The organism is Saccharothrix sp. DSM 118769, from assembly GCF_052936295.1.
The window spans coordinates 1945487-1971577 of sequence record NZ_CP193627.1 but is presented as its reverse complement, the minus strand read 5'-3'; the positions used below and the strand labels follow the sequence as shown (position 1 = coordinate 1971577).

Here is a 26091-nt window from a genome sequence, read left to right as displayed (position 1 = left end):
CACCCGGCGGTGGGTCAGCGGTCGGCGTCGTCGCGCGCCAGCCGCAGCCACCCGAGCAGCAGCGCGCCGCCCGCCCACGCCAGCAGGGTGACCACCGAGGAGGTCCGCGTCATCCCGGGCACCTCCCCGAGCAGCAGGAACGCCGCACCCGAACCGGGCAGGACCTCGGCGAGCGCGGAGGTCCAGGCGAACCCGAAGTTCGGCAGCATCAGCGGCAGCACGAGCATCAGCAGGAACACCGCGACCAGCGTGCCCGGGGTGCTGCGCAGCAGGAACCCGAGCCCCACCGCGAGGACCCCGCCGGCCGCGAAGACGAAGGCGACGGTGGCGAGCACCTCCACCCCCCGGTCGGCGGCGAGGCCGAGCAGCGGACCGGCCGCGACGAACGCGGTGAGCGCGGCGGCGGTCGCCAGCAGCACCCCGAGCACCGAGGCCACGCCCACCGCCACGGTCGTGCGGGCGAGCAGGAGCACCCCGCGCCGCGGCGTCCACTGGAGGGTCGGCACGATCCCGCCGGTCGCGTAGTCGGACGTCACCGCGCTCAGCGCGAGCGCGAGCAGCGCGAACTGCCCCGGCAGCGCGGGGACGGACGCCATCGCCCACGCCGAGCCGCCGGGCGGCGTGCCCGGGTCGGCCGCCGCCTCCAGTGCGGCGACCGCGCCGATCCCCACCATCGTCACCGCCGCCGCGGCCAGGAACCACCACGTGGCCCGGACCGTCCACAGGCGCGTCCACTCGGCGGCGCACGCGCGGGCGAACACCCGTCCGGTGTGGACGGTCCGCGCGGCGGTCACCGCGCCACCCCGGCGGTCTCGCGGGCGCGGTGCTCGACACTGCCCCCGGTCAGTTCCACGTAGGCGTCCTCCAGTGAGCCGCGCACCTCGGAGAGGTGGTGCAGCGGGACGTCCCGGGCGTGCGCGAGCTCGCCCACCTCCTCGGCGCCGGCGTTCTCGACCAGCACCTCGCGGTCGTCGACCCGGTGGGCCTCGAAGCCCGCGTCCCGGAGCGCGGCGAGGAGCCGGTCCGGTGCCGAGCTGCGGACGCGCACGCGGACGTGCCCCAGCCCGGTCAGCACCTCCTCCGTCGTCGCGTCGGCGATCAGCCGGCCGCGCCCGATGACGACCAGGCGGTCCGCGACCTGCTCCACCTCGCTCAGCAGGTGGCTGGAGACCAGCACGGTGCGCCCCTCGTCGGCGAGCCGGCGCAGCAGCGCGCGGGCCCACCGGACCCCGTCGAGGTCCAGCCCGTTGACCGGTTCGTCGAACAGCAGCACGCCGGGGTCGCCGAGCAGCGCCGCCGCGATGCCCAGGCGCTGCCGCATCCCGAGCGAGTAGCCCTTGATCCGGCGGCCGGCGGCGCGGTCGAGCCCGACCTCCCCGAGCACCTCCTCCACCCGGCGGCGCGGGATGCCGTTCGACCGGGCGGCCACGAGGAGGTGGCCGCGCCCCGTGCGACCGGGGTGCGCCGCGCCGGGGTCGAGCAGCGCGCCGACCTCCCGGAGCGGTTCGGCGAACGCCGCGCACGGCCGGCCGTTCACCAGCGCCGTCCCGGACGTGGGCCGGTCGAGGCCGAGCACGATCCGCATGGTCGTGGACTTGCCGGCGCCGTTCGGCCCGAGGAACCCGGTGACCTTGCCCGGCTCGACGTCGAACCCCAGGTCGTCGACGGCGAGGACGGCGCCGTAGCGCCTGGTCAACCCGCGGACCCGGATCACCGGCCGACCCCTTCCCCGCGGACCTCGTGGACCCCGTCCCCGTCGGGCTCCTCGCCGTCGTCCACCCACTCCAGCAGGTCGCCGGGCTGGCACTCCAGGACCCGGCACATGGCCTCCAGGGTGCTGAAGCGCACGGCCTTGGCGCGGCCGTTCTTCAGCACGGCGACGTTGGCCGGCGTGAGCCCGACGCGCTCGGCGAACTCGCCGACGCTCATCTTGCGCTTGGCCAGCTCGACGTCGATGCGCACGACGATCGGCATCAGATCACCGACTCCAGGTCGTCGCGCAGCGTGGTGGCCTGCCGCAGCAGCGCCCGCATCACGACCATCAGCAGCCCCAGCACGGTGATGCCGATCAGCACCAGGAACATCAGCAGCAGGTTGCCGGGCCCGCCCCCGCTGAAGCCGACGAAGAGGAACACGGCGGTGAACGTCACCCAGCCGGCGGCGATGGCCCACACGATCGCGTCCACCCACCGCAGGGCGTGGTCGCTGAAGATGCGGTCGTCCTTGACCAGGTCGAGCAGCTTCCAGGTGGCCACGACGACGACCTGGACGCACAGCACCCAGAAGACGGTCACGGCGGTCAGGGGCCACCGGAGGTGCGCCGACCCCGGCGACTCGCGCGCCATGTCGGCGAACTGGCCGGGCAGCGACATGACCTGGAGCAGGAGCAGGACGCCGAACAGCAGCACCAGGAACACACGAAGAGCGGCAACCGCTCGATGCTCTGCGAACATGCATCGATCCTCGATGGCCACCTATCGAAAGTCAATCGGTAGCTATCGCTTTACGGTAACCATCCTGTGAAGATCCCTAGGAGGACCACCACGAGAAGCCGTCGGTGCCGCCCTGGTACCGGCCGTCGTCACCCTGGTACCGGCCGTCGTCACCCTGGCGCCGGCCGTCGTCGCCCTGGTACCGGCCGTCGCTCCGGTGCTCGTCGTCGCGGCCCTCCACCCGGGCCACCGCCTCCTCCACCGTCGAGCACAGGCCCAGCAGCTCGCCCACGTCGGTGACCCGGATCGGCTGCACCACGGTCCGGTGCCCGGCGACCACGGCGAACCCGGCGCCCAGCCCCGTGGCCCGCTCGTGCACCTCCATCAGCACCGCGATGCCCAGCGACCCGAAGAACTCGACCCGCCTGAGGTCGACCACCAGCGCGGCGGGCGCGCCGTCCAGGCAGGAGAACAGCTCCTGGCGCACCTGCCGGTAGCTGTCGGTGTCGACCTCGCCGCGCACCTCCGCGAACACCACGCCGCGGCGCCGGGCGACCACGACGCCGACGTTCACCGGGGGAAGGTGGACGTCCTGCTCCACGGGGCTCCTCCACACGCTCGGTCCCGGTTCACCCGGAGCGGTTACCCGGTCGTCCCCCTCCCGACACCTGCTCCCGGCGACGAGGACGCCCCCGGCAGCCGGGTGCTCAGGCCGAGGACCTGGTGAGGAGGTGCCGGGGTGACGCGCGGCGCATCGCCGCCGCCACCAGCCAGAGGCCCGCGAACAGGGTGCACCAGGCCCACCACGGCGCGGCGGACGCGGCCAGCCCGCCGCCGAGGGCCGCGGCCACGGCCGCGTGGGTGAACCGGCGCTGCCGCCGGGTGGGAACCGCCGTGCGGTGGTCGAGGCCCATGCGCCCATGGTCCGAGCCGGCCGGGCGGTCCCGGTACCGCCCATCGGGTTGCCGGTGTTGTCGGTGGTCGTCGGTAGTTTGTGCGCCGTGAACGCTGAGGAACGCATCCGGGGACTCGCCGACCAGGTCGTGGCGCTGCGCGACGCGTACTACCGGGGCTCGCCGCTGGTGGCGGACGCCGAGTACGACGCGATCGAGGACGAGCTGCGCGGGCTGATCCAGGCCAACCCGGACCTCGCGCCGGACCCGAACCCGCTGGAGCAGGTGGGCGCGCCGACGGTGCTGCACGCGCCGGTGCGGCACTCGCGCCCGATGCTGTCGCTGGAGAAGGCGACCAGGCCGGAGCAGGTCGCCGCGTTCTTCGACCGCTTCCCCGGCCAGCCCGTGGTGGTCATGCCGAAGCTCGACGGCCTGTCGCTGGCCCTGGTCTACGAGGACGGCCGGCTGGCCCGCGCGGTCACCCGGGGCGACGGCACGACGGGCGACGACGTGACGTTCCTGGTGCGGGCGCTGGCCGACGGCGTCCCGCAGCGGGTCGACGCGCCGGGCCGGGTGGAGGTGCGCGGCGAGGCCGTGATGCTGCGCTCCACGTTCACCGCCTACAACACCGAGCACCCGGACAAGCCGCTGATCAACCCGCGCAACGCCGCCGCGGGCACGCTGCGCGCCAAGGACCCGGCCACGGTCGCCGGGCGGCGCCTCCAGTTCTTCGCCTTCGACCTCGACACCTCCGAGGGCGGCGCGGCGGCCGACCTGGAGCACGGGCTGCGCTCGCTCGGGTTCGCCGTCGCCGACATGCGGCACCGCGGCACCGCGGAGGAGGCGCAGGCGGTGATCGGCGAGATCGAGGCGCGGCGCAACGACCTCGACTACGACCTGGACGGCGCCGTGCTGCGGCTGGCCGACCGCGACGCCTACGCCGCCGCCGGGACGCGGTCGAACTCCCCGCGCGGCGCGCTGGCGTTCAAGTTCGCCGCCGAGGAGAAGACGACCGTGCTGACGGACGTGGTCTGGGACGTCGGCAAGACCGGCAAGATCGCCCCGGTCGCCCGCCTGGAACCGGTGTTCGTCGGCGGCACGACGGTCACCAAGGCCACCCTGGCCAACCAGGAGGTCATCCGGGCGCGCGGCATCCGGATCGGCGACACGGTGCTGGTGCGCCGAGCGGGCGACGTGATCCCGTTCGTGGCGGGCGTGCTCGACGAGTCCCGGCGCACCGGCGCGGAGCGCGAGATCGTGCCGCCCACCGAGTGCCCGTCGTGCGGCCACGCCCTGACCGAGCAGGGCAACAGCCGGGAGCTGTTCTGCACCAACGTCGCCTGCCCCGCCCAGACCGTGCGCCGGTTGGTCCACTGGGCGTCGCGCGCGGCGGCGGACATCGAGGCCGTCGGTCCGGTGTGGATCGAACGCCTCGCCGAGGCGGGCCTGCTGGAGAACCCGTCGGACTTCTACACCCTCACCAGGGAGCAGCTGCTGGAGTTCGACCGCATCGGCGAGACCTCCGCCACCCGCATGATCGACTCGATCGCCGCGAGCCGGGACGTGGGCCTGCGCCGGGCGTTGATCGGGTTCGCGATCCCGATGGCCTCCGAGGGCACCGCCACCCGCCTGTGCCGCGCGGGCTTCGGGTCGCTGGAGGAGGTCGCCGACGCCGGCGAGGAACGCCTCGTCGCCGTCGAGGACATCGGCCCGAAGGTCGCCGCCTCCCTGACCGAGCACCTCACCCGCCTGCGCCCCGAACTGGAACGGCTGCGCGACCGGGGCGTCTCCCTCGACGTGCGCGAGGAGGACCTGCCCCCGGTCATCGCCTCCGACGCGCCCCTGGCCGGCAAGACGGTCGTCGTCACCGGCGCCATCAGCGACCCGCGCTCGGGCGAGAAGGTGCCCCGCCCCACCTTCCAGCGGCTGTGCGAGAAGGCCGGCGCCACCACCGCCACCTCGGTCTCGGCCAACACCGACTACCTGATCACCGGCGCGGACGTCGGCGCGAGCAAGCTCGCCAAGGCCGAGAAGCTCGACGTCGAGGTCGTCGACCAGGGCGTGGTCTGGCAGCAGCTCATCGCCGCCGGCATCGCCTGACCCACCCACCGGCGGTGGCTGTGCCTGTGATTGATAGTTGGCCCCTGTGATCGATAGCTGCGACCCCAGTTACTGACTGAGCACTTCAGTTGGCCAGTGAGCACGAGAGTTGGCCAACTGTTCTTCGCAGGGGTGCAGAGAAGCTTCGGTGATGGTGTCGGAAGCTGGCTTCCGACACCATCGACCACTGCTACGCCGCGTCCAGCGTGATCGCCTGCCAGAAGGCGACGTAGCCCGCTGCTTCACCGACGAGCTGGGCCCTGATGTCCCGACGGTTGGCGTTCTTCCTCAGCGTGTGCAGTTGACCCCGGCGTGTGTCCAGGATCGCCGCGGTCGCGCCCGGCCGCAGGTCGGGCATCATGTCTTCCATCATCAGCAGGATGAGGCTGGCGGCGTCCTGCGTCAGCGGCTCGGCCTTCAGATAAGGAAGGATCACCAGTTCGGACCCGTCGGGCTGACGCAGTCCGAACAGCCGGGACAGCGTGGCAGTAAGCCCCGCGTGAGTCCATGCAGCGGTGTTGACCTTGACCTGGGTGCCCTTGGTGCGGGACCTCCAGGTCAGGAAACCGGCGGCGATCTCCCGGTAGTGCAGTTCCTGATGGGCCTCACGGGTGCCGGCGACACACTCCTCCATCACCCTGGTGGGGTCGACGGAGCTGATGGCGCGCGGCATGGCCGCCAGGATGGTGTTGTAGTAGTGGTATGCCTGGGCTTGGGGGTCCAGGTACCGGCGGACGTGAGCCTTCATCATCTCGCGCCGCTTGCGGGGCGGGCTCAGGACGTAGTCGAGCCACACGGCCGCACTTACTTTGACAGCTTGTTCCACGTAGTTTCTCCTTGTATCCATACGTGGACAGCCATCAGGCGGGTGAACCCGCCCACTTGCCTTGCATCCGTGCAAGCAGTGCGTCTACAGTAAAGGTGCGAACCTGAGTAGACGTGATGGCTGCTGCGGCAGCTGATAGAGCTGCGTCTCCAGCGTACCGGAGAGATCGTGATTGCCCAACCCGCCGGTTGTGTGATCTCGGTCTCTTTCGGATTTTAGCAGGTCAGAGTCGACCGGCCTGCACGGCGAGTGATCGTTGGTGGGAAGATCGTCCGTTTGCTTATGGGCCTGCAAGCCCGAACGGGCGTCGGGAGCCACTCGTCTCGTCCATGCGGCCTTCTCCTGCTGTGATGTCGACGTCCGACGATGTGCAGGTTCATCCGGCCTGCTTTGCCGCATGATCGTCAGAAGTCCTGTTGCGGAACTCGGTGTGCTTGTCGCGAGTCGCCGGTCGCTGCGGGATCCGGTGGTCGATCACCTCCTCAGCCTCCACCGGCTCGAAGTCTGCGTCCACATCAGGGATGACCAGCGGCACGAAGTACACGCCTTTGCGACTGCGCTCAAGGCGGCCCCGGGATGCCCAGTAGCCGAGCGCATTGCTCACCTTGTTGGCGGGAAGATCCACGCGCAAGCGCTTCAGCCGGGCGGTCACCTCTCCCACGTTGACCTCCTCGCCCGGGTCCAGTACCTGCCAGATGAGTCGACGCAGTGGCATGTCCTGCAATAGCGCGCCCTGCTCGCCACTCCCTGACAGCTTCTGCTTCGCCGCGCTGCCGCCAGTACGGCCGGGAGATGTTGCGGGACCGTCGCGCACCGGGGTGTTCCGCAACTCGCCCGCGCTGTCGAGCATGCGCTTGCACACGTCAAGCAACGGTGTCGGCACGGACAGTGGGAGGCCGACTTCCCGTGCGGCGTCCACCGCGGCGATGACCCTGTTCAGCCCTTGAACGAGATCATCCACCGCGAGGATGTCCTCGGTTGAACCCTTGCGGTTACCCACTGCGATCACCTCCCCCGCGCGACGTCTCGCCTCGAACTCTAACATCCGTGAAACGAGAGTGCCACTTCTCTTGTTAACGAGACTGCGACAGCAGTGCCTGTGTGTACGCGTCCGAGCGCAGTCAGTGCAGCATACTGCTGCCACCGGCATGCGTGAGAGGTGCTCGACTTCCGGATGGCCAGTGGATCATGAGAGCTGTGGACTACCCGTTCGAGTGAAAAACTCTCGTTTGCGTGACAGGACGGGAGGCGCAGTCCATGGTCGACAGTGGTGCTGCCCACGGGGGGAGGCGGTAGCCCGTGCCTCTTCTGTCGTGCGAAAGGGAAGCCGTCGGTGGCGACACAGTTGCAGCTCCGTTGGATCCGTATCAGGACCGAGCAGGGTTGGCAGAAGCCATACGACCTGGACGCCCCTGTGGTCGCCATCGTCGGAGTGGTCGACACCGGCAAATCCTCTTTGCTGGAGTGCATCGGCTACGCCATGGGACACGATGTGGGCGAGTTCCGTGGAGCGGTGGACGAGCATCTGCGTGAGGTGGAGATCGGGATCCGAGTGACCACCGGGGCCTTCCTCCTGCGCCGTGACCGCGCCGCGGAGTCTCACGTCCAGGTGCTCGACGACTCCGGAACCGCGGTGGGGCGGTTCCCCGTACAGGCACGTGACGCGCGCAGCACAGTCTCGGAGTGGCTCCTCGAGCAGCTGGGATTGCTCGAGCAGTTCACCTCCGTGCGTCTGCCCGGCGGCAAGTCGCTGGACTTCGCCGGAGCACTGCTGCCCTACTGCTACCTCAACCAGACCGACATCGACCGGCACATCATCCGTCCACGTCGGGAGGAACGCGCCCGGCTGATCACCCTCAAGTTGCTGTTCAACCTCACCACCCCCGCCTATGAGCGCCTTGCCGCCGAGATCCACGAGAACAACCTGGAAATCGACCGGCGCACCAAACGCGCGGACATGATCCGCAACTTCCTCGCCGAGTCCCAAGCCACCGACGCCTCGGCGATCGCCGAGGAACTGGCTCGTGTCCGTGCCGCCCGCACCGAAGCGGAGACGATCCTCGCGTCCATCACCGCGGCCGCGCGGACCGCCACCGCCTATGTCGACCGTGAACGGCAACGTCGCGAAGAAGCCCACCGTGCCGTCGGCGACGCCGAGATCGACCTGGACAGGCTCCGCCGCGGCCACGCTTCATGCGCCGCCGAAGCCGATGCGGCCCAACAGGGCCTGCGTCACCTCGACGAGTTGAGCGACACCGACCCGGACGACCGTCCTACTCTCGCCTTGGTCGACCCACGCTGCCCGGCGTGCAACAGCGACGTCACCACACGGCCGATCACACCCGAACAGTGTTATCTGTGCACCAGCATGCTCCCCGGCCGCGAACACGTGTCCCAACGGCGCCACCTGACCCACGTATTGCAGCAACAGAGCGAACGGCTGGCCGAACTCGACAAGCAACTGCGTGCGGCGCAGGACACCGCATGCGACGCGCGCGCCCGACTGCGACTGGTCAACGACACGCTCGACAAGCAGGCATTCACCGGACTCGCGCCGTTCGTCGACCGACTCGCCGAAGCCACGGCCGAAGTCGCTCGCCATGCCACCGCTGAGGAGACGCTGCGCCGCGTGCAGGACGCCCACAACCGGCTCACCGAGCAATACCGGGGCATCGACGAGTTGAAAACCCGTCAGCAACAGCGTGTGGACCAACTCGACCTCACCGGTGCCGAGGTCGAGGACCTTGCCGACGTGCTCGCAGCGGTGACCGACATCTTCCGCAGGATCATCGCCGCGATCCAACTGCCCAACGCCACCGGCCGCGCCCGTATCGACCCTGAGACCTGGCTGCCGTTGGTCGATGAACAAAAATTCACCCAACGCGGCGGCGGCGCCCGCGCCGCGGTCAGCATCGCCTACAGCCTGACCCTGCTCACCTATGCGCTGGAAAACGCTCTGGTCACCCTCCCTTCCCTGCTGATGATCGACTCGCCGCAAAAAAACTACGGCGCCAACAGCCACGACAAAAGCCTCGCCCATCGAGTCTACGAACGCTTCCTCGATCTCATGGACGACCGACGCGGCTGGGGCGACAAGCGATTCGCCCGTCCTTATCAAGTGATCATCGTCGACAACGACATCCACAAGGACATCGCGGACCGTATCCTCGTGCACACCTTCGACCGAGACAACGGCTTCATCCGCGATCTCGCCGAACCGCACGGCCCGATCGTCGACCCTGAAGACGCTTGGGAAGAGTGAACACAGGTGAAGCGTCATGACGACACATGTGTTCACGCGGTCCGAAAGCGGTGAACGTGCCAGTTGATGAGGTGGACAGCATGGGGCATGCAGGGCCACGTCCCATCGGGTCGGGTCTGTCCAGTTGTCGGCTCTGGCGCACTTTCGGTGGTGACGGTGAGTAGCCGGTCGCAGCAGTGACCTTGCGGTAGAGATCGATCCCCTTGCCGGGAAGGTGCTTTCGGGCTGTCGACGCCTTCGTCATCGCAGCATCAGGCGCCGGACGGCACGGCCGCAACCCGGATGCGGACCGCGACCACCGCCCTCCGCCACGCATCCAACGACCGGAACCGACAGTCCTGAAATACCGTCCCCACAAGGGGATCGGCATCCACCACAGGATCACGGACCGACCAGCTACTCACCGTCACCACCGAAAGTGCGCCAGAGCCGACGTTTGTACAGTCCCCCTATCGATCACAGGGGCCAACTAGCAATCACAGGCACAGTGGCGAGATCAGGTGGTGGTGCGGGCGCGGCGCGGGCAGGATCGGGGGATGCGGTCACCTACCCGCCCCGTCGCGGACTTCGTGATCCGCGAGGCACGTGACGAGGACCGGCCGCGGTGAGCCTCTGCGAGAGCCTCGGGTCCAGCACCCCGGGCACAGCGCCCCGGGCTTTCCACGGCGGTGCCGGGTTCGCGCGCCTCACCGCAATAGTAGGGGTGCTCGCTCTGACGTTCGGGTGATGGACCGTTCACCCCCTTGTGGTCCCGCCGGGCGCGACGCAGTCTTTCCAGGCGCCGTCGCGAGTGGACGGTCGATCACCCGGAACGACGTGCCGGCACCACGTTCAGGGGGCGACGCACCGACCGCGACCGCGCGAACCACATCGAGAACGCCCTGCGGGGCGTCGCGGCCGAGTCCCTGGCCGGAAGGACCGCGACACCCCGCGAAAGGCTGAACGGAGTCAGCGATGAAGCGTATCCGCACCCTCACCCTCGCCGCCACCGCGGCCGCGGCCTTGCTGCCGGTCGCGGTCGGGACCGCCTCGGCGACCCACGACCCGGCGCCCGTCGTCCACAGCGAACTCGCGTACTGGAACTCCTCCGGTCGCATCACCGTCAACGGCTACTACACCTGCTACGGGCACGACGACGGCGCGGTCGACGCGCTGCGCGTCACCGTGCAGCAGGAAGTCCTCGGCGTGGTGCGCTTCGTGGGCACCTACGTGCAGTTCGACGGCCCCTGCACCGGCACGCCGCAGCCGTTCTCGGCACCGGTCGCCGCCGAGAACGGCCTGTTCCTGCCCGCCGTCAACGCCGCGGTGAGGGCCCAGCTCACCACCGACGGCGGCCGGTCCGCCGAGGAGTCCCGCACCCTCCAGCCGGTGGTCGGTCCCTGATCGACGGGGTCCGGGGCGTCCGCGCGGACGCCCCGGACCGCGAACCACCCCAACCTGCGAACCACCCCAACCTGCGGACCGCCTCAGGCCAGGTCGCGGAACACCACCTCGGACGCCGCGAGCAGGCGCAGCGCGCCGCCGGGGTGGACGGCCCGGCTGAGGAGCCGGTTGTGCCGGTCGACGATCCGCTCGGCGTCCAGCCCCGCCTCGGGGTCGCCGGCGGCGGCCGGCGCGTGCCCGTCGCTGACCAGCACGACGTCCAGGCCGTGGCTCAGCGCGGACCGCGCGGTCGCGTCGACGCAGTAGTCGGTGGCCACGCCGGTCAGCACGACGGTGCGCACGCCCCGTTCGGCGAGCAGCGCGGCCAGGCCGGTGCGGTAGAACGCGTCGGTCGCGGTCTTGCGCACCACCACGTCCTCCGGTCCGAGGCCGAGGAGCGGGCTGAGCCGCGTACCGGGCACCTCCGGGCCGAACGCCGTCCCGGGCGGTCCGACCTGCCGCAACGCGACCACCGGCACCCCTTCCCGCCGCGCGGCGCGGGCCAGCGAGGCGATCCGGGCGACCAGCTCCTCCCCGCGCCACACGACCGGGACCAGCATCTCCTGCACGTCGACGATCAGCAGCGCGGCGGTCATGCCCGGGCAGCCTATCCGCGGTGCGCGACCCACGCCGCAGCCGTCGACCCCTTACTGCGGCGAGCCCGCCAGCTCCACCAGACCCGGCCGGTCGAGGAGGTCGAGCCGCTGGTCGCCCTGCGGGCCGGAGCGCGCGACCAGGCCCCGCCGCTCCAGCACCCCCAACGCCTTCCTGAGCCGGTCGGTCACCAGCGACCCCTTGCCCTTGGCCGCGAAGTCGCCCTTCTCCTCCACCGTCAGCGTCGGCGCGACCTCCCTCTTCCACACGTCCAGCAGGTCGGCGCGCGAGATCGACGTCGCGTCACCGGCCAGGTCCAGCACGATCCCGGCCAGCACGCGCCCGTGGTCGTCCTGCTGCGCCGCGCGGTCCCTGACCAGCTCCTCCACCGACGTGCGGCCGGTCGCGCCCGGCACGTCGAGCGTCGTCAACCGCTCCCACAGCGCCCGGTCCGCCCCGCTGGGCTCGCCCCCGCCGCCGAGCACGGCGGTCCGGTGGGCGTCGATCGCGGCACCCAGGGCGACCACCAGGCTCATCAGCTCGTCGCGGACGTCGTCACCGCGCAACCGCCGCACCCTGGCGGCGATCACCCGGAGCCGCTCCCGCACCAGGGCCTCGAAGTGCGCGGCCTTCTTGGCCCGCTCGCCGTCCTCGGCCAGCTCGCGGTCCCGGTCGACCCGGGTCAGCTCCCCCGCCGTCACCCGCGCCCGCGCGGCGTCGCGCTCGACCCGCCGGTGCTCGCGGTCCACCGCGACCCGGTCCAGCATCCCCAGCAGCACGCGCTCGGTCTGCTCGACGTACGCGTCCGAGGTCAGCAGCTCCCACGCCTCGGCGTCGTGGCTGCGCAGCGCGTTGTTGACGAACCGGTCCGCGGCGTGGTCGTCGTCGGGCTCGTACGGCAGTGCCACGTGTCAGTCCTTACGTCGTGCGGTGAGAAAGCCGGGCCGGGGCAGCACCGCACGGGCGGGACCCGCACGGGCTGACCGGCGCATTCTCCCAGCCCACCGCCGCGCACCAGGCCACACCCCCGTGCGCGCGCACCACCACGCCCGTCCCCCGCCCCTCCCGATCAGGGGTGGGCACCGTCCCGGACCGCCCGCTCCCGGCGCGGGCGGACGGACGCAATCGCCGCCGCCCCCAGCACCAGGGCGGGGAACACGAAGTACGGGGTGATGAACATCGCGAGGAACACGCCCCACCCCAGCACCAGCAGTGCCGCCGCGGCCGTGGTCGTGACGACGAACCTCCCGACCGCGTCCGCGACCACCGCCAACGCGCACGCCGGCACGGGCACGAGGAGGTAGGGCACCGCCCCGCCACCGTCGCGCACCGCGACCGGCAGGGCCGCGAGCGCCACCCCGACCGCACCCGCCAGGGCGACCCACCTCAGCACCCGCCCGACAGCGGGCGCGGGCGCGGCCCGACCGCGCAGGTACAGGACAACCGCCGCGGCGACGAACAACGCCAGGACCGCTCCGGTGATGGTGCCGACAGACATGGTCGCGCCTCCCGGTCCGACCATCCCAGCAACGCGCCCCCCGGGCAAGCACCACCCGCCGGGGCGCGGGTCGGCGTCCTAGCAGGAACCCTGGTGCCAACTCAGCTTCGTCACGGTCACCGGCAGGTAGAAGATGTTGCCGCCCGGGGGGACGCAGATCGTGTGGGACGACGTCGACCCGTCGGGCCAGGTGTAGGAGTAGCCGAGGTCGGCGTTGCGCGACGTGTAGTTGTAGAAGGTCAGCGCCGGGACGCTGCCGGACCACTCCCGGTCGGTCGCCAGGGACGGGGTCTCCACGGGGGCGGGCAGCGGGTGGGCCCAGTTCGGCCAGACGCAGAACGTGCCCTTCTGGCAGTTCCCGGGCGGCCACGCCTCGTCCGGCGTCCCGGAGGCGGTCGCCGACGCGACGGGGCCGCCGATCAGCAGGGCGGCGACGGCGGACACGGTGAGCAGAACGGACTTCAGCCGCATGATCTCCCTTTCCGGAAAGGAATTTCGGTGATCCACCCGGAAGCTACCGCCGGAAAGTTGAACGGTCAAGTATCCGGTTCGGGAGTGCCTGAAAGTACCCCCGGCACGACGTTCACCGAGACCGACAAATCGCTGACCAGCACCGGGACACCGGCGGAAGCGGTGCGGACAATCGATTTCCGGTAATTCGACGCGCGACCGGGACGCACCCGTCGCCTTTGTCGAACCCTTCCCGCTCCGGGCTGTTCCCACGCCCCGGCCGGGGGACCGCCGATCAACAGGTGCGGCGGTGGGCGACGTCGGGCGCGTAGGTCGACCACTGCCGCTCGGTGAGCCCTTCGCCGACGATCCCGCAGGCGATGTCGACCGGCCGGGCGACGATGTCGGTCAGCCGGGCGACGTCCCACAGCGCCGGGGTGTCGCCGCCGCTGATCGCCAGCGTCCGCCCGTCCGGGCCGAACAGCAGCGAGACGACGGCGATGGCGTGCCCGCGGATCGAGGTCAGCTCGCGCGGGTCGCGCGGGTCGGTGACGTCCCAGAGGAGCGCGGTCTTGTCGTAGCCGCCGGTGGCGAGGACCCGCCCGTCCGGGCTGAACGCCGCCGCGTACACCGAGCTCGCCTGCCCGCGCACGACCGCCAGCGGTTCGGGGCGGTCGGGGTCGGACAGGTCGAGCAACGTGGTCTTGCGCCCCTCCTGGGCGAGCGCGAGGATCTCGCCGTCCGGGCTGAACACCGCGGAGTAGGTGCTGTTCTCGTCGTCGTACGCGGCCCGCTCCCCAGGCCGGGTCGGGTCGCCCACGTCCCACACGACGGTGGTGGTGTCGGTGCTGCCGGTGACCAGCGTGCGCCCGTCTGGGCCGAACAGGACCGCGGAGATGCGGGCGGAGTGCACGCCCGCGGTGGCCAGGGCACGGGGGTGGGCGGGGTCGGCGACGTCCCACAGCTCGAACCGCCCGTCGTCGCCCCCGAGCGCGACGACGTCGCCCGCCGGGGCGAACCCGACGGAGGCGACGCCGCGGCGCCCGCCGGACAGCGTCGCGAGCCGGCGCGGCCGGGACCAGTCCGCGACGTCCCACAGGACGGCGGTGCGGTCGCCGCCGCCGGTGAGCAGCACGGTGCCTGCCCCGTTCGACGCCATCGCGAAGCCGCCGCCGTGGGCGGGGACCGTGGCCAGCGGGCGCGGCGCGCGCGGGTCGGCCACGTCCCAGGTGGTCAGCGCGCCGTCGGCGCCGCCGGTGGCCATCCGGTGACCGCCGGGGCCGAACACCAGCGAGGGCGCGCCGCCGCCGTGCCCGCCCAGCTCCCCGAGCCGCACGGGGTCGGCGTCGACGCCGGTGCGCCACACGACGGCGGTGTCGTCGCTGCCGCCGGTCGCCAGGTGGGCGCCGTCGTGGCCGAACGCGACCGTGAAGACGGGTTGCCGGTGACCGCCGAGCGTGTCGAGGCGTTCCGGGCGGACCGGGTCGTCGACCCGCCAGAGGATCGCGGTGCGGTCCTGGCTGCCGGTGACGACCGTGCGGCCGTCCGGGCTGAACGCGACGGCCCGGACGGTGCCGCGGTGCCCGGTGAGCCGGGACCGCCGCACGGGAGCGACCGGGTCGGTGATGTCCCACAGGATCGCGGTCTGGTCGGCGCTGCCGGTGAGCAGCGCCCGGCCGTCCGGGCTCGTCGCGACCGCCCAGACCGAGTTGCCGTGGTCGGGGAGGGTCGCGACGCGGCGCGGCGCGGTCCGGTCGGCGACGTCCCACACGAGCACGGTGCCGTCCTCGTTGCCGACGACCGCGACGGCGTCGTCCCGCCCGAGCGCGACACCCCGCACGGGTCCGCTCCGGTCGGCGGCCATCGACGCGAGCAGGCGCGGGGCCGCGGGGTCGGCGAGGTCCCACAGCCTCGCCCCGTCCTCCTCCCGCCCGGAGTTGTCCCACGTCCCGGTGAGCACCGTGCGGCCGTCCCGGCTCAACGCGACCGAGCTGACCCACCGGGGCTCTTCGCTGACCGAGCCGACCCGTCGCGGACGGGCGGGGTCGGCGATGTCCCACACGTCCAGCGACGGGGGACCGCCGGTGACCGCGGTGCGCCCGTCGCGGCTGATCGCCACGGACCACACGCCGCCCTCGACGTCGGCGGAACCGACGCGCCTCGGGCGGACCGGGTCGCGGACGTCCCACACGATCAGGGACGGGTCCACACCCCCGGTGACAGCGGTGCGCCCGTCGGGGGTGAACGCCACGGCGTGCACCGCGTCGGCGTGACCGGACAGGGTCGCGGCGTAGTGGTTGCCCATCAGGGTCTTCACGAGCCCGGCCCTGGCCTCGGGGCTCGCGTTGACGCCCATCGCCGCGACACCGAGCCGCAGCGAGGCGCCCGCCTCGGTGTCCCGGGCCGCCTCGGCCTGGAACAGCAGGCTGCGCCCGGCGGCGACGCGCTCGCTGTCCTCCGCGGCCCGTCTGCTGTCCTCGGCGTCGTTCCACTGACGGACCGCCGCACCCGCCGCCACCAGCGTGAGGACCAGGAGCGCGGCCAGGACGGCGACCAGCCGGCGCAGGCGACGCGTGCCGCTCCGCCGCGCGCGCAGGCTCGCGTCGAGGAACTCCCGTTCGAGCGCGGTCGGCGGCCGGGCGGAGCGCCGGACCAGCGCGTCGGCGTCGGCCAGCGGGGTGCCCCGGTACAGCAGCCCCGGGTCGCGCCGCCCGGCGGCCCACGTCCGCGCGGCGTCGCCGAGCCGCTGGTGGGTCACCAGCTCGTGCCGGTCCGCCTCGATCCACTGCCGCAACCTCGGCCAGGCGCTGATCAGCGCCTCGTGGGTGATCGCGACCGCGTCCTCGTCCGCGGTCAGCAGCCGCGCCCTCGTGAACGCCTCCAGCACCTCGGCGTCGGCCGCGCTGCCGACGAGGTCGTCCCGGGGCACCCGGACCCGCACGTCGGCGGTCCCCTCCCCGACCTTCACCAGCCGCGGCAGCAGGGAGGCGGCCCGGGGCCCGTTCTTCTCCCCCAGGTCCGCGAGGACCCGGTCCGCCGTGGCGGCGATCGCGCCGTCGATGCCCCCGGACGCCTCGTACCCCGCGACGGTCATCGTGCTCCCGTCGCGGTTGGACCACGTCGAGCGCAGGGCGTGGGCGAGCATCGGGAGCCGGTCCGCCTCGTACTCGCCGGTCGGCCCCTCCCCCGGTCGCCCGGCCGGTCCGCCGAGGTCGCGCAGGAGCACGTCGACCAGCCCGGGCTCCGGCGTCAGGCCCACCGCCAGCGCCGGGTTCCGGATGGCCGCCCGCAGGTCCCGTTCGGACAGCGGCCCGACCACCACCGGGTTGTCCTGCAACGCCGCCCGCAGCCGGGGGTGGCGGGCACAGGCGGCGAAGAAGTCCGCGCGCAGGCCGAGCACGACCAGCGCGGCGGCCCGCCCCGACCCGGCCGCCGCGAGGTCGCACAGCAGGTCGACGTACTCGGCCTGCGCGCGCTCGTCGGGGCAGACCGTGAACAGCTCCTCGAACTGGTCCACCACGACGACGAGGGTCTTCGCCCCCAGCGCCGCCCGGACCGCCGCGGCGCACGCGCCGGGCGCGAGGAGTTCGCCCGCGTCCCCGGCCGGTCGGCCGATGGCGGCGGCGACGGCGGTGGCGAACGCCCGCGCCGGGTCGCCCGCGGGCCGCCCGACCACCCGCGGCCAGTGCGCGGACCCGGGCAGCGCCCCGGCCTCGACGCGGGCCAGCAGGCCCGCGTTGAGCAGCGAGCTCTTGCCCGCGCCGGACGGCGCGACGACCACCTGCGGCCCGCCCGTCCGCGTCCGCGCGTCGAGCCGGCCGACGAGGTCCGCGGTCGCCCCGTCCCGGCCGAAGAACCACGGGGCCTGGTCGGGCGTGAACGCGTGGATGCCGGGGTACGGGCACTCGTCGACCACGGCGCCGGCGACCGCGCGGCGGACGCCGTCGCCGAAGTGGAGGTACTGGTCCCGCCCGACCTGGACCACGTGGGAACCGCCGGAGACCACCGCTTCCTGGTGGACGCCGTCGGACTCCCGCGGTGAGCCGCCCTCGCTGGTCAACACGCACCTCGCCCGGCATCGGATGCCCGTCTGTCGAGGGCGGCGCGGGCCCCGTTACACCTCCGGGGTGGTGTGCCGTCCGGGGCCGCCGGCGGCGGACCGCGGGACTACGGCTTGTCCGCGACCGTGATCCGGCCCTCGATGATCTGGGCCTTGAACCCTTCGAGGATGCCCTGCAACCGCGCGTCGACCCGGCCGCCCGACGTGGCGTAGCCGATGCCGTCCACCTTGAGGTCGAAGACCTCCGGCAGCGAGGCCAGGTCGTCCCGCGCGGCGGCCCGGATGAAGTCGTGCACCGCCACGTCGACGCGCTTGAGGCTCGACGCGACGATGACGTCCCTGCTCTCCGCGAGCGCCGGCTGGTTGTACTGGTCGGCGTCGCACCCGATCGCCAGCACGCCCGCCTGCTTCACCGCGGAGAAGACGCCGATGCCGGACGCGCCGGCGGCGGGGTAGAGGACGTCCGCGCCCTTGTCGATGAGGCCCTTCGCGGTCTCCGAGCCCTTCACCGGGTCCTGGAAGCCCGTGAAGTCGGTGGCCGGCGTGATGTACTTCTTCTCCACCACGACCTTCGGCGCGGCGGCCTTCGCGCCCTGGGTGAACCCGGCCTCGAACTTCCGGATCAGCGGGATGTCGACGCCGCCGACGAAGCCCACGTGGCACTTCCTGCTCTGGTACGCGGCCACGACGCCCGCCAGGAACGCCCCCTCCTGCTCGGCGAAGACCAGCGGGGTGACGTTGGCCGCGCCCTCCACGGCCGAGTCGACCAGGCCGAACCGGACGTCGGGGAACTCCGGCGCGACGACCTTCAGCGACTCGGTGTAGGCGAAGCCGACGCCGACGATCGGGTTGAAGCCCTCGCGCGCGAGCTGCCGCAGGCGGGTCTGCTTCACCGACTCGTCCTCGTTCGGGGCGGCGGAGAGCTCGCGGGTGTTCTCCTTCGCGACCCCCAGCTCCCCGATCGCCCGGTCGAACCCGGCGGCGGCGAGGTCGTTGAACGACGCGTCGCCGCGACCGCCGATGTCGTAGGCCAGCCCGACCTTCAGCGCGCTCCCGTCGACCTGCTCGCCCCCGGTCTCGTCCCGGGCGGCGCTGGTGGACGGGGTGGCGGACGGCGCGGCGGACGGTGTGGCGGGCGCGCTGGGCGGTGTCGCGAACTCGCAGGCGGCGCCGGTGGCGCCGGTCGTCCCGGTGGCGTCGCCGCCGGGGTCCTTCGCGCACGCGCTCAGCACCATGAGACCGGTCAGCGCGATCGAGGCGACAGCGGTGCCGAACACAGGACGGCGCACGGCTCGTCCCCTTCCTGCTCGTCGAGCGGACAGCCCTCCCCCCGATGGCCGGACCGGGGCGGGTGCGACGGACCGTACCTCTTCGGCGCGGCCGTTCGGACGAGCGCTCACCTGCTGGGAACGGCGGGCCGGCAGGTCAACGGGGCCGGCGGGTCAACGGGTCAGCGGACCAGCGGGTCACCGGACCGGCGGGCCAGCGCGTCCGCGAGCCTGCGCAGCCACGGCCCGGCGTCGCCCGCCACCCGGGGCTGCTCGGCGCGGAAGTTCTCCCAGTCGACGTCGAGTTCGAGCACGGACTCCGGGGTGAAGCCGTCGGCCCCGTCGCCCAGCTCGGGGCGGAGCAGGTCGCGGACGAGGTCCAGCGGCACCGCGGTGCGCTCGGCGAGCAGCACGGCGTCGTAGAGGTCCTTGCCCTGCGGGTACATGTCGGTCATCAGCCACTGGAGCTTCCAGGCCAGCGACAGGGCGGGCGACGCGGTGAGCACCCGCGTGCCCAGCGGCGGCACCTCGACGGCGACCGGCGCGTCGGGCAGGTCCTCGTTGAACACCAGGTCCACCTGCACGGCGCCCCCCGGCAGGCCGGCGGCGTCGAACGGGAACACCAGCCGCCGGCCCGGCACCCGCTCGTAGGTCCAGATGTGCTCGGCCACCACCCGGTCGGCGCGCAGCCCCGGACCGGGGTCGGCGGCGACGGCGGCCACCAGGCCCTCCAGCATCGCCCGCGCCTCCGGCCCGTCCGGCGCGAAGGTCTTCGGCACGACCACGAAGTCCAGGTCGCCGGGGTCGCGGGCGACGTCGCCGAGCCAGGCGCGCAGCGCGACGCTGCCGCGCAGCACCAGGTTGCCCGCCCACGGCGAGGCGGCCAGGACCGCGAGCACGTGCGCCATCGCGGCCCGCCGCGCGGCCGACCAGCGGGCCCCCTCGTCGGGGTCGCCGAACACCGGCTCGCCCGCCCGGTAGGCGTGGTCGAAGTGCTTGAGCGCCGGGTCGAACACCGGGCGCTGCCGGACGTCCCGCCCCTCGGCCGCCAGCGGCAGGAAGGTCGACGGCGCGCCGCGGCCCCGGGACGCCGTGCTGCCGAGCAGGTCGTCGCGCACGTCCTGCCGGTCGCCCCACCGGTCCGGGTCGAGCCACCCGCGGTCGACGTGCAGGGCGTCGTCGTGGACGACGTACTCCTCCTCGACCTCCAGCACCTCGTACCCGCCGCCGCGCAGCACGGCCAGCAGGGCGTCGAGCCGGGTCCGGGCGGTGGCGCGACCGACCCCGCGGCACCGCTGCGTGACGAACCGCTCCTCGCGCCGACCGCGCCGCCGCCGGGCGTTGCGCGACACGTTCGCCCCGGTCCCGCCGACCGCCCGCCGCAGCCGGTCCACCGCGTCGCGGTCGCCGGAGGGCAGCAGCACCTTCACGTGGTGCTCGAAGTACAGCTCGTCGGAGGCGTCCAGGTCGGACGCGGGCACGCCCTCGTTCCACGGCGCGGCCTCGATCTTGACCCGGAGCACCCCCACCCCCGCCGCCGCCAGGTCGGCCCGCCACGCCCCGGCGAGGCGGTGCAGGTCCTCCAGCGTCCCGCTGCCCGTGACCGTCAGCATCGGCTGGGAGGGGGTCTCGCCGCGGTCGAGCAGGATGTGGGTGAACTTCGCGCCCCGCCGGGCGGCGAACGCGGCCATCGCGTCCGCCTCCCGCGCGGAGCCGGTCAGGTGCACCTCGAAGTCGCCGGAGAACATCCCCCGATCCTGTCACCACGGCCGAGGAGCCCGACAACCCTTTTCCCGGCCGCCGACCGCGTCGTCGGTTTGATCGGTACTACCAACCACCCTCGGCAGGACCTCGCCATGAGTTCCGACGACGCGCTCGGAGACGCCCTCGTCCGGACGTCCTTCCGGGTGATGGCCGTGCTCACCCGCGTCGGCGCCGAGCACGACCGCCGCGCATGACCGACCTGGCGGCGTTCCCGGGGCTGGACGAGTCCACCATGTCCGGCCTCGTCGAGCGGGCCGAACGCCGGGGACTCGTGGCCCGGGACAGGTCACCGGCGGACCGCCTGGGCGCGGACGACCGCCACCTGCTCGCGCGCCTGCTCGGCACGGTCTCCGGCACGTCCACAGTGGACGAAGAACCGACCGGGCCGGCGGGCAGGCCCCTGTGAGCCGCGGGCGGCTCAGGCCACCAGGCCGTGCCGGTACGCGTAGACGACGGCCTGCACCCGGTCGCGGAGGTCGAGCTTGGTGAGGATGCGCGACACGTACGTCTTGACGGTCTCGTGGCTGATCACCAGCGTCGAGGCGATCTCGCCGTTGGACAGGCCGTCCGCGATGAGGCGCAGCACCTCCAGCTCGCGCGGGGCCAGCGGGACGTCGCCCGCACCACCCCCGACGGGCCGGATGCGCTCGGCGTACCGGCCGACGAGCTGACGGGTCACCTCCGGCGCCAGCAGCGCCCACCCGGTGGCGACGGTGCGGATGCCGTGCAGCAGCTGCGCGGCCGGCGCGTCCTTGAGCAGGAACCCGCTGGCGCCCGCGCGCAGCGCCTCGTACACGTACTCGTCCAGGTTGAACGTCGTCACCACGAGCACCTTGACGGGGTCCGCCACGCCCGCGCCCGCCAGCACGCGGGTCGCCTCGATGCCGTCGAGCACCGGCATCCGCACGTCCATCACCACCACGTCGGGGCGCAGGCGGGCCGCCAGCTCGATCGCGGCGCGCCCGTCCCCGCACTCGCCGACCACCTCCAGGTCGGGCTGGGCGCCGATGATCGTCGCGAACCCGGCGCGGACCAGCGCCTGGTCGTCGCACACCAGCACCCGCACCGGCGCGCTCACGACGGGCTCCCGGCCGGGATGCGGGCGCGCACGACGAACCCGCCGTCCCGCCCGCCCGCGCTGAACTCGCCGCCGAGCGCGCCGACCCGCTCGCGCAGCCCGGCGAGCCCCCGCCCGCCGCCGCGGGACGGCGCGGTGCGCGGCCCCCCGCCCTCGGTGCCGACCTCCACTACGATCTCGCTCCCCCCGTGCCGCACGCGCACCGTGGTCCGGCGGCCGTGCGCGTGCTTGAGCGCGTTCGTCAACGCCTCCTGCACCACCCGGTACGCCACCACCTTCGCGCTCCCCGCCGGCGGCACGCCCTCCTCGGTGAACTCGACCGGCTGCCCGGCCCGCCTGGTCTGCTCCACGAGCACGCCCAGCTCGCCGACGGACGGCGTGCGCGGGTCGGCGTCGTGGTCCGGGTTCAGCAGGTCGAGCAGGTGCCTCAGGTCCGCGATGGACCTGCGGCCGGTGTCGGTGATCGCGGCCAGCGCCTCGTCGAGGCGCTCCGGGGCCCCGCCCAGGTACCGCGCCGCCTCGGCCTGCACGACCATCGCCGTCACGTGGTGGGTCACGACGTCGTGCAGCTCGCGGGCGATGCGGGTGCGTTCCGCGAGCCGGGTCTCCCCGGCCACGCGGCGGCGGCGTTCCGCCTCACCGGCCCTGGCCAGCCGCAGCCACGCCCCGATCGCCCAGGCGGCGACCATCGCCAGGTAGAACGTCGTGAACCCGGCCACGCCCTCGGTCGACCCGTACCGGTCGAGCGCCACGGCCAGCGGCACGTACGCCGCGGAGACCAGCACGGCGACGGCGCGCCGGTGGTGGTCCAGGTGCAGCCCCGTGCTCAGCAGCGCGACGGGCAGCGCGGTGCCCGCGACCGCGTGGTAGCCGAGGAGCTGGTCGGCCGCGAAACCAACGGTCACCAGGGCGAGGCAGACCACCGGCCACCGCCGGCGCACGACCAGCGGCAGGCACTCCAGCGCGATCACGGCCACGGCCGACGCGTCCATCGGGCGGGTCGGCAGGTCGCCGAGCTGCGTCCCCCGGTCGTGCAGCGCGGGCACCAGCGAGGCGAGGGCGAGCGCGAGGGCGAGCGGGACGTCCCGCACCGTGACGTCCCACCGCCGCCACAGCTCCGGGAACCGCCGGAAGCCGATCACCCGGCGAGCGTAGCCGCGGCGGCGGGGCGGCGGCGCCGGGGCACCAGGGTGCCGCGGCGCCGGGCCAGCCACAGGAACGCGGCCGTCACCACCACGCCCGCCAGCACCGAGTACGCGCTCGCCTCGGGGCCGAACTCGCCGCCGCCGAGCAGGTACGGGCCGGACGTCACGCCGTCCAGCAGCCCCTGCGGGGTGTCCCCGCCCGACACGCTGGTGCCGAAGACGCCGCCCTGGGCGAAGTTCCAGCCGAAGTGCACCCCGATGGGCACCCACAGGGTGCGCGTGGCGGCGTAGGCGGCGGCCAGCACGAACCCCGCCTCGACGGCGATGGCGAACGCGGTCCACGCGGTGGCGTGCGGGTTGACCAGGTGCACCGCGCCGAACAGCAACCCGGTGAGCGCGAGCGACCCCACCGTGCCGACGCGCTCCTCGACGACGCGGAAGAGGACGCCCCGGAAGATCAGCTCCTCCGCCACGACGGCGGCGGCCGTGAACCCGAGCAACGCCACCGCGCCCGCCGGCGACCCCCACCCCAGCACCTCGTAGCCGCCGAGGAACGCGATGGTCGCGATGACGGCGGCGAACATGCCGGCCCCGATCAGCAGCCCCCGCCCGAACGCGGGCCCCGCCCCCCGCACGGCCACCTCGACCGGCTCCCGATGCTCGGTCCGCCGCACCACCCACGCGTACGCGCACAGCGACAGCGCCGCCGTCGCGAACCCGAACACCAGCGTGAGGGGCGCGTTCCACCCCGCCGCGCCGACGAGCGCGTTGCCGGCGAAAGCCATCAGCAAGACCACCCCGAGCTGCGTCAACAGCCGCATGACCACTCCTCGCGAGACCCCCGCGGCGGTAGCGCCGCGATGACCCGAACGCTAGGGGCGCGACGGCCCGGGAACATCACCGCGCGGTGGACACCCGCGGGTAGCTCGCAAGGGGGACACCCGCCCCGGTGCGGTGCGCGGGACCGGCGGCCGACAGGCTAGTTTGCCCGGATGAGCCTCCTCGATGACGTGGCCGAGCGCGACGGCTGGCGCTGCTGGGTGTGCGACGAACCGGTGGACCCCGACATGTCCGTGAACGACCCGCGGGGCCCCAGCGTCGACAGCCGGACCGCCGACCGGAAGGCCAAGGTCGCCGAACGGCTCGCGCACCGCGGCTGCAACACCCGCAAGGGCGCGGTCAAGGTGGTCATCGCCTGGCCGGACCGCCTGCACGTGGCCGACCCCGCCCCGCTGATCACCGTGGCCGGCCGGCTGGAGCGCAAGGGGGGCCGCGAGATGGTGGCCCGCTGCCCCACCGAACGGGACGCGCGGGAGGCGGCGGACTGGCTGGTGGACCGCTTCTCCCGCCTGGTGCCGGGCCTGCCGGTCACCGCGGACGTCCAGCCGGGCGGCGGCCAGTTCCTGGTGACCCTCTCCACCGGCCGCCGTTGAGCCCGGTGCGGGTGTCGCGGTTCGACCCGCGGACGGCGGCCGAGGGGGACCTGGTCGCCCACCACCGCGTGTCGGTGGCGAGCCGGGCCGCGGACCTGCCGCTGGAGGAGCCCGAGCCGTACGACGTGTTCGCACATCGGCCTCGTCGAGGTGGTCGTGGCCCCGGACGCGCGCCGTCGCGGGCTGGGCACCGAGGTGCTGCGCGCGGTGCTGCCGGAGGTGGCGGACCGGGGCCGCTCCACCGTCGAGGGGTGGAACGTGGTCGAGGGCGGCCCGGGTGAGCTGTGGTGCCGCGCGCTGGGGTTCCGCACCGTCCGGGCCGTGGCGGTGCAGCGACTGGTGCTCGCCGACGTCGACCCCGCGCGGTGGCCGGTCGGCGCCCCCGGCGGCTACCGCCTGGTGCGGTGGACCGGGGCGGCGCCGGACGACCTCGTCGCGTCCTGCGCGCGGGCGCGCGGCGCGATCCACGACGCCCCCGCGGGCGAGACGGAGTTCACCGCTCCCGAGTGGACGGTCAAGCGGGTCCGCGAGGCCGAGGCCGAGATGGCCGACCAGGACGCCGTGCAGCGGGTGGTCGCGGCGGTGAGCGAGGCCGACGGCGAGGTGGCGGGCCTGACGGAGGTCATCACCCTCCCCCACCGCACCGACGAGTGCTACCAGGGCGACACCGCCGTCCTCGCCGCGCACCGGGGCAAGGGCCTGGGCATGTGCGTGAAGGCCGACATGGCGCGGTGGCCGGCGTCCGAGATCCCCGGGTTGGCGCGGATCGAGACCATGACCGGCGTCGACAACACCCACGTGCTGCGCGTCAACGACCGCTTCGGGTTCACCACCCTGCGCGTGGAGCACGTGCTCGCCCACGACGTGGACGAGCTGCGGCACCCGTGACACCACGGCCGCGGGGAACCTGCTCGGGTGGGCCGCCGCGGTCGCCGGGCGGCCACGACGAGCAGCTCAGCGCACCTTCGCCGCAGCGGCGGCTTCGCCCGCGCTCCGCGCGATCATCGCCAGGTCGTCGACCGCGGCGATCATCGTGAAGCCCGCCCTCCGGAGCTGGACGACGCGGTCCACCGATCCCGCGTACGCGCCCGCCACGAGACCACGGGCCCGGCAGGCGCGGACCACCCGTCGGAGCGGGGCGTCCTCGCTGTCGTCGGCCAGCAGTCCGGCCACGTCCGAGCCGAGCGCCAACGACAGGTCGAACGGGCCGACGAAGATGCCGTCCACACCGTCCACCGCCGCGATGTCGGCCACCGCGTCGAGACCGCGCGCCGTTTCGACCATCACCAGGCACAGGACGTCCGCGTTCGCCTGTTCCGGTACCGCCGCCGTCACCGCGTCGGTGGAGCGGACCGGCCCGAAGCTGCGGGTGCCCCGCGGCGCGAACCGCGCCGCCGAGGCCGCTGCCCGTGCCTGCTCGACGCTGTCGACCATCGGGACGATGACCCCGTCGGCGCCGCTGTCGAGGGCCCTGCCGATGAGCTCGGGCCGGTTCCAGGCGACCCGGACGAAAGCGGGGACGCCCGCCGCGCGAACCGCCGCGATCAGGTCGGTGTTCTCCCTCCCGCCGGCCGCGCCCCCGTGCTGCTCGTCGACGCACGCCCAGTCGAACCCGCCTCCGGCAGCCGCCCGGACCACCCGCCGGTCGGTGCTCCCGACCCACAGCCCCGTGCCGAGGTCCCGCGGCGCGCCCGCGCCCTGGCCGGTACCGCTCATCGGTGTCCCCCCTGGTCGTCGTTCGAGCGCCGCGGCGCCGATCATGCTCGACCCGGCGACCGACGGCACCTCCGACCCGGTGGTGCGACCGGGCGGCCCCTCGGGGAGGCACCCCCGGGGAGGCGCCCCCACGACACCGGTGCGATCGCC

The 26091-nt window shown here is 73.4% G+C and carries 25 protein-coding genes; 6 read left to right on the top strand and 19 right to left on the bottom strand.

The annotated features are described in order from the left end of the window. Nucleotides 1–14: 14 nt before the first annotated feature. The 6 genes from ACRAKJ_RS09395 to ACRAKJ_RS09370 form a co-directional block, all read right to left on the bottom strand. Nucleotides 15–794 carry a hypothetical protein gene (locus ACRAKJ_RS09395; RefSeq protein ID WP_438921891.1) on the bottom strand — a complete coding sequence of 260 codons (780 nt, stop codon included), beginning with the start codon at nucleotides 792–794 and terminating at the stop codon, nucleotides 15–17. Further along, nucleotides 791–1714 carry an ATP-binding cassette domain-containing protein gene (locus tag ACRAKJ_RS09390; RefSeq protein ID WP_438921892.1) on the bottom strand — a complete coding sequence of 308 codons (924 nt, stop codon included), beginning with the start codon at nucleotides 1712–1714 and terminating at the stop codon, nucleotides 791–793. The genes ACRAKJ_RS09395 and ACRAKJ_RS09390 overlap by 4 nt, the downstream gene beginning before the upstream one ends. Continuing rightward, nucleotides 1711–1974, bottom strand: a complete 264-nt coding sequence (locus tag ACRAKJ_RS09385) for a helix-turn-helix domain-containing protein (RefSeq protein WP_438921893.1) — start codon at nucleotides 1972–1974, stop codon at nucleotides 1711–1713. The genes ACRAKJ_RS09390 and ACRAKJ_RS09385 overlap by 4 nt, the downstream gene beginning before the upstream one ends. Then, on the bottom strand, nucleotides 1974–2453 hold the full coding sequence (locus tag ACRAKJ_RS09380; protein WP_438921894.1) for a DUF2975 domain-containing protein: 480 nt from the start codon (nucleotides 2451–2453) through the stop codon (nucleotides 1974–1976). The genes ACRAKJ_RS09385 and ACRAKJ_RS09380 overlap by 1 nt, the downstream gene beginning before the upstream one ends. Nucleotides 2454–2529: 76 nt before the next feature. Next, the gene (locus tag ACRAKJ_RS09375) at nucleotides 2530–3033 is read right to left on the bottom strand and encodes an STAS domain-containing protein (protein ID WP_438921895.1); all 504 of its coding nucleotides are present in this window, start codon (nucleotides 3031–3033) and stop codon (nucleotides 2530–2532) included. 106 nt (nucleotides 3034–3139) lie between these two features. Next, nucleotides 3140–3346: a hypothetical protein gene (locus tag ACRAKJ_RS09370; protein WP_438921896.1), complete on the bottom strand. Its 207-nt coding sequence runs from the start codon at nucleotides 3344–3346 to the stop codon at nucleotides 3140–3142. A gap of 87 nt (nucleotides 3347–3433) precedes the next feature. On the opposite strand from ACRAKJ_RS09370, the gene ligA reads away from it, so the two are divergent. Beyond that, nucleotides 3434–5425 (top strand): NAD-dependent DNA ligase LigA, encoded by a 1992-nt coding sequence (gene ligA / locus ACRAKJ_RS09365; protein ID WP_438921897.1) that lies wholly within the window; start codon nucleotides 3434–3436, stop codon nucleotides 5423–5425. A gap of 190 nt (nucleotides 5426–5615) precedes the next feature. On the opposite strand, the gene ACRAKJ_RS09360 is transcribed toward ligA, so the two are convergent. Further along, nucleotides 5616–6251, bottom strand: a complete 636-nt coding sequence (locus ACRAKJ_RS09360; protein ID WP_438921898.1) for a hypothetical protein — start codon at nucleotides 6249–6251, stop codon at nucleotides 5616–5618. Nucleotides 6252–6627: 376 nt separating this feature from the next. After that, entirely contained in the window at nucleotides 6628–7296 is a 669-nt protein-coding gene (locus ACRAKJ_RS09355; RefSeq protein ID WP_438921899.1) for a hypothetical protein, read from the bottom strand. A 288-nt stretch (nucleotides 7297–7584) separates the two neighbouring features. Between ACRAKJ_RS09355 and ACRAKJ_RS09350 the strand changes: the two genes are divergently transcribed. Continuing rightward, the gene (locus ACRAKJ_RS09350; protein ID WP_438921900.1) at nucleotides 7585–9513 is read left to right on the top strand and encodes an ATP-binding protein; all 1929 of its coding nucleotides are present in this window, start codon (nucleotides 7585–7587) and stop codon (nucleotides 9511–9513) included. Nucleotides 9514–10467: 954 nt separating this feature from the next. Then, the gene (locus ACRAKJ_RS09345) at nucleotides 10468–10896 is read left to right on the top strand and encodes a hypothetical protein (protein WP_447008914.1); all 429 of its coding nucleotides are present in this window, start codon (nucleotides 10468–10470) and stop codon (nucleotides 10894–10896) included. An 83-nt stretch (nucleotides 10897–10979) separates the two neighbouring features. On the opposite strand, the gene ACRAKJ_RS09340 is transcribed toward ACRAKJ_RS09345, so the two are convergent. The 7 genes from ACRAKJ_RS09340 to ACRAKJ_RS09310 all read right to left on the bottom strand — a co-directional run bounded on the left by ACRAKJ_RS09340 (nucleotide 10980) and on the right by ACRAKJ_RS09310 (nucleotide 20553). Further along, nucleotides 10980–11531: an isochorismatase family protein gene (locus ACRAKJ_RS09340; RefSeq protein ID WP_438923825.1), complete on the bottom strand. Its 552-nt coding sequence runs from the start codon at nucleotides 11529–11531 to the stop codon at nucleotides 10980–10982. A gap of 51 nt (nucleotides 11532–11582) precedes the next feature. Further along, a complete protein-coding gene (locus ACRAKJ_RS09335; protein ID WP_438923826.1) occupies nucleotides 11583–12437 on the bottom strand; it encodes a hypothetical protein in 855 nt (284 codons plus the stop codon). Between the two features lie 161 nt (nucleotides 12438–12598). After that, nucleotides 12599–13027, bottom strand: coding sequence for a hypothetical protein (locus tag ACRAKJ_RS09330; protein WP_438923827.1), 429 nt, complete (start codon nucleotides 13025–13027; stop codon nucleotides 12599–12601). A 78-nt stretch (nucleotides 13028–13105) separates the two neighbouring features. Beyond that, nucleotides 13106–13498, bottom strand: coding sequence for a hypothetical protein (locus ACRAKJ_RS09325; protein WP_438923828.1), 393 nt, complete (start codon nucleotides 13496–13498; stop codon nucleotides 13106–13108). Nucleotides 13499–13772: 274 nt separating this feature from the next. After that, entirely contained in the window at nucleotides 13773–17537 is a 3765-nt protein-coding gene (locus ACRAKJ_RS09320) for an nSTAND1 domain-containing NTPase (protein ID WP_438923829.1), read from the bottom strand. A 107-nt stretch (nucleotides 17538–17644) separates the two neighbouring features. After that, a complete protein-coding gene (locus ACRAKJ_RS09315; protein ID WP_438923855.1) occupies nucleotides 17645–18814 on the bottom strand; it encodes a BMP family ABC transporter substrate-binding protein in 1170 nt (389 codons plus the stop codon). Between the two features lie 173 nt (nucleotides 18815–18987). Next, on the bottom strand, nucleotides 18988–20553 hold the full coding sequence (locus tag ACRAKJ_RS09310; protein ID WP_438923830.1) for a nucleotidyl transferase AbiEii/AbiGii toxin family protein: 1566 nt from the start codon (nucleotides 20551–20553) through the stop codon (nucleotides 18988–18990). Between the two features lie 206 nt (nucleotides 20554–20759). On the opposite strand from ACRAKJ_RS09310, the gene ACRAKJ_RS09305 reads away from it, so the two are divergent. Beyond that, nucleotides 20760–20975 carry a hypothetical protein gene (locus tag ACRAKJ_RS09305; RefSeq protein WP_438923831.1) on the top strand — a complete coding sequence of 72 codons (216 nt, stop codon included), beginning with the start codon at nucleotides 20760–20762 and terminating at the stop codon, nucleotides 20973–20975. A gap of 12 nt (nucleotides 20976–20987) precedes the next feature. Here the strand turns inward: ACRAKJ_RS09305 and ACRAKJ_RS09300 are convergent, their stop codons facing one another. The 3 genes from ACRAKJ_RS09300 to ACRAKJ_RS09290 are packed head-to-tail and all read right to left on the bottom strand — an operon-like array spanning nucleotide 20988 to nucleotide 23613. Then, nucleotides 20988–21647: a response regulator gene (locus tag ACRAKJ_RS09300; protein ID WP_438923832.1), complete on the bottom strand. Its 660-nt coding sequence runs from the start codon at nucleotides 21645–21647 to the stop codon at nucleotides 20988–20990. Then, a complete protein-coding gene (locus ACRAKJ_RS09295; RefSeq protein ID WP_438923833.1) occupies nucleotides 21644–22789 on the bottom strand; it encodes a histidine kinase in 1146 nt (381 codons plus the stop codon). Before ACRAKJ_RS09295 ends, ACRAKJ_RS09300 begins: the two co-directional genes overlap by 4 nt. Further along, nucleotides 22786–23613, bottom strand: coding sequence for a CPBP family glutamic-type intramembrane protease (locus ACRAKJ_RS09290; protein WP_438923834.1), 828 nt, complete (start codon nucleotides 23611–23613; stop codon nucleotides 22786–22788). The genes ACRAKJ_RS09295 and ACRAKJ_RS09290 overlap by 4 nt, the downstream gene beginning before the upstream one ends. Before the next feature lie 171 nt (nucleotides 23614–23784). Between ACRAKJ_RS09290 and ACRAKJ_RS09285 the strand changes: the two genes are divergently transcribed. After that, a complete protein-coding gene (locus ACRAKJ_RS09285; protein WP_438923835.1) occupies nucleotides 23785–24225 on the top strand; it encodes a hypothetical protein in 441 nt (146 codons plus the stop codon). Nucleotides 24226–24381: 156 nt separating this feature from the next. Further along, nucleotides 24382–25113, top strand: a complete 732-nt coding sequence (locus ACRAKJ_RS09280) for a GNAT family N-acetyltransferase (protein ID WP_438923836.1) — start codon at nucleotides 24382–24384, stop codon at nucleotides 25111–25113. 66 nt (nucleotides 25114–25179) lie between these two features. Here ACRAKJ_RS09280 and ACRAKJ_RS09275 read toward each other — a convergent pair whose 3' ends face one another. Beyond that, on the bottom strand, nucleotides 25180–25941 hold the full coding sequence (locus ACRAKJ_RS09275) for an aldolase/citrate lyase family protein (protein ID WP_438923837.1): 762 nt from the start codon (nucleotides 25939–25941) through the stop codon (nucleotides 25180–25182). Nucleotides 25942–26091: the final 150 nt, after the last annotated feature.

What these genes read in the sequence shown, in the direction of transcription:
- ACRAKJ_RS09330 (WP_438923827.1), bottom strand. Translation starts at nt 13,027, where the DNA reads ATGTCTGTCGGCACCATCACCGGAGCGGTCCTGGCGTTGTTCGTCGCC.
- ACRAKJ_RS09355 (WP_438921899.1), bottom strand. Translation starts at nt 7,296, where the DNA reads ATGTTAGAGTTCGAGGCGAGACGTCGCGCGGGGGAGGTGATCGCAGTG.
- ACRAKJ_RS09370 (WP_438921896.1), bottom strand. Translation starts at nt 3,346, where the DNA reads ATGGGCCTCGACCACCGCACGGCGGTTCCCACCCGGCGGCAGCGCCGG.
- ACRAKJ_RS09275 (WP_438923837.1), bottom strand. Translation starts at nt 25,941, where the DNA reads ATGAGCGGTACCGGCCAGGGCGCGGGCGCGCCGCGGGACCTCGGCACG.
- ACRAKJ_RS09310 (WP_438923830.1), bottom strand. Translation starts at nt 20,553, where the DNA reads ATGTTCTCCGGCGACTTCGAGGTGCACCTGACCGGCTCCGCGCGGGAG.
- ACRAKJ_RS09345 (WP_447008914.1), top strand. Translation starts at nt 10,468, where the DNA reads ATGAAGCGTATCCGCACCCTCACCCTCGCCGCCACCGCGGCCGCGGCC.
- ACRAKJ_RS09305 (WP_438923831.1), top strand. Translation starts at nt 20,760, where the DNA reads ATGACCGACCTGGCGGCGTTCCCGGGGCTGGACGAGTCCACCATGTCC.
- ACRAKJ_RS09290 (WP_438923834.1), bottom strand. Translation starts at nt 23,613, where the DNA reads ATGCGGCTGTTGACGCAGCTCGGGGTGGTCTTGCTGATGGCTTTCGCC.
- ACRAKJ_RS09385 (WP_438921893.1), bottom strand. Translation starts at nt 1,974, where the DNA reads ATGCCGATCGTCGTGCGCATCGACGTCGAGCTGGCCAAGCGCAAGATG.
- ACRAKJ_RS09285 (WP_438923835.1), top strand. Translation starts at nt 23,785, where the DNA reads ATGAGCCTCCTCGATGACGTGGCCGAGCGCGACGGCTGGCGCTGCTGG.
- ACRAKJ_RS09325 (WP_438923828.1), bottom strand. Translation starts at nt 13,498, where the DNA reads ATGCGGCTGAAGTCCGTTCTGCTCACCGTGTCCGCCGTCGCCGCCCTG.
- ACRAKJ_RS09340 (WP_438923825.1), bottom strand. Translation starts at nt 11,531, where the DNA reads ATGACCGCCGCGCTGCTGATCGTCGACGTGCAGGAGATGCTGGTCCCG.
- ACRAKJ_RS09380 (WP_438921894.1), bottom strand. Translation starts at nt 2,453, where the DNA reads ATGTTCGCAGAGCATCGAGCGGTTGCCGCTCTTCGTGTGTTCCTGGTG.